Annotated in this window: 3 protein-coding genes; 1 reads left to right on the top strand and 2 read right to left on the bottom strand. The window is 62.1% G+C overall.

Annotated elements, in window-relative coordinates:
- Positions 1 to 42: 42 nt before the first annotated feature.
- Positions 43 to 516: a VOC family protein gene (locus tag AC1DWI_RS20630; protein WP_477670496.1), complete on the bottom strand. Its 474-nt coding sequence runs from the start codon at positions 514 to 516 to the stop codon at positions 43 to 45.
- A 147-nt stretch (positions 517 to 663) separates the two neighbouring features.
- Between AC1DWI_RS20630 and AC1DWI_RS20625 the strand changes: the two genes are divergently transcribed.
- Positions 664 to 1,341, top strand: a complete 678-nt coding sequence (locus AC1DWI_RS20625; protein ID WP_477670497.1) for a TetR/AcrR family transcriptional regulator — start codon at positions 664 to 666, stop codon at positions 1,339 to 1,341.
- Positions 1,342 to 1,456: 115 nt separating this feature from the next.
- Here the strand turns inward: AC1DWI_RS20625 and AC1DWI_RS20620 are convergent.
- Positions 1,457 to 2,149: porin (locus tag AC1DWI_RS20620; RefSeq protein ID WP_477725624.1), on the bottom strand; the 693-nt coding region annotated here is incomplete at its 5' end.

The raw sequence follows: 2,149 nt of genomic DNA, 5'->3' as shown, positions 1-2,149 counted from the left end.
TCACGGGTTTCTCCTTGAATGATTGAATGAGTAGGTGCTTCTTCAGGCCCTGTCATAGGCTTCCTGGAGTTCCTTGATATTGATCTTGCGCATCTTCAGCATGGCGCTCATGGCGGCGCCGGCCTTGGCCGGGTTCTTGTCGCCCAGCATGTCGCCGAGCGCGGTGGGGATGATCTGCCACGACAGGCCGAATTTGTCCTGGACCCAGCCGCACTGGTTGGGCGCGCCCCCGGCCGAGAGCTTGTCCCAGAGCTCGTCCACCTCTTCCTGCGTCTTGCAGTCCACGAACAGCGAAATCGCCGGTGTGAAGCTGAAGTGCGGGCCGCCGTTGAGTGCCATGAATTCCTGGCCTTCGAGCTGGAAACTGCCGGTCATGACGGAACCCTCCGGGCCCGGACCTTCCTTGCCGTAGCGCCTGAGCATGGTGATCTTCGAGTTCTTGAAGATCGAAACATAAAAATTCATGGCTTCCTCGGCCTGGTCGTTGAACCACAGGAAGGGGGTGATTTTCTGCATGGTCTGGTTCCTTGAAAGAAGAGCGTTTAAAGAATCGTTAAAGGCTTGCGGGCCTTGTGCGGTGGCCAAATCAGCAGTATTGTGTACACCGTCCACAAAAGAATAGCAAAGATAATGAACACTGTCCACATAAATAAGTAACAAGCCATGTCGACCGCGCCTCCCTCCCAGCCAGTCCCGCCGCCCCGCAGCACTTACCGCCACGGCGACCTGCGGCGTGCCTTGCTGGAGGCCGGGGTGGAACTGGCCCGCGCCGGCGGGCCCGAGGCTGTGGTGTTGCGCGAAGCCACGCGCCGCGCGGGCGTTGCGCCTAATGCGGCCTACCGCCATTTTGAAAACCGCCAGGCTTTGCTGTATGCGGTTCGTTCAGCCGCGCTGGCGGCCGTGGCCCGCGCGATGGAGGCCGAACTGGCTGCGCTGCCCCAGGGTTTGCCGCCAGCCGAATTCGCCCGCGCCAACGTGCGCGCGGTTGGCGCCGGCTATTTGCGGTTTGCGCAGGCAGAGAGCGGGYTGTTCCGTACGGCCTTTGGCCCCTCGGATGATCTGAAAGAAAGAGCCCAGGGCGCGCCGGCGGACACCGAGCGCAAAGGGGAAAGCGGCCTGGACCCCTTCGAGTTGTTGGGTGCCGCGCTCGACAAACTTGTGGGCGCCGGCGTGTTGCCGCCCGAGCGCCGCCCCGGGGCTGAGTTCCTCGCCTGGTCGGCGGTACACGGCCTGGCCATGCTGGTGATTGACGGCCCGCTGGGCCCCCTCATCGGCCCGCAGATGCAGCAGATCGGCGAGCGCCTGCTGGACATGGTTGAAAAGGGCCTGTGCGGGGACTAAGGGGAGTTGACACCCATTGATTGAATTTGCCTAAGGCTTGGCCGGTGCATTGATGACAAAAGCCCGCCGGAGGCGGGCTTTGCGGACGAGATACTGATCGCGTGCCTTTGTGCGCTCAGAAGTTATGCTGAATGCCAACCCCGTAAACACGGATCACGTCATTGGCGACACGGTTGTTCGGGTCCGAGCGGTCATAGAAGCCGTACAGCGAAGTGCGATTGCTCATCTTGTAGGAGTAGCCCGCCTGGAAGCGCTTGAGCTTGGCCGCAGGATCGCTCTGSACATCCTTGCGGATGTAGTTGGCCATGACCTTGCTGCTGGGCGTGATGTCCCACGAAGCGCCGATCATCTGYGCCGCCACCTTGCTGCGCGACAGCGCATTGCCCTCAAAGTTGTCACGGTTGTARACCGCCCAGGCCCGGATCTCGCCGAAGTCGTAGGAGCCCACCAGCATCCACTTGTTCCTGAAATCATTGAGCAGGGCGCCGCCGCGTTTGCTGTCCCTTCCGTAGCCGACGCCCAGGCCCAGCGGGCCGCCGCCTTCGCCGTAGCTCAGCGAGACATCGGTCTGCTTGTAGTCGCTTTCAAAGCGGATCGGGCCGGCCGCGGTTTCCGGCAGGCCTTCACCATTGAAGTAATGGCCGGCGCGGAAAACGAAGTTGCTGATCACCGGGCTGGCGTAGCCGATGGCATTGGACACCCGGGTGCGTGCATTGAAGATGGAGGAGCCAATCGCGGTGGCGCCGGCATCGTGGATGACGTACTCGACATTGCGGCCCAGGATCGCGTAGATCGGCGTGCGGCTGGG

This window comes from Polaromonas sp. P3_C2 (assembly GCF_056402675.1).
The sequence above is the reverse complement of the archived record's forward strand: the minus strand, read 5'-3'. Positions and strand labels throughout refer to the sequence as shown.

Bases quoted from the DNA above. Each gene is read 5' to 3' on its own strand.
- AC1DWI_RS20630 (WP_477670496.1), bottom strand. From the start codon at position 516: ATGCAGAAAATCACCCCCTTCCTGTGGTTCAACGACCAGGCCGAGGAA.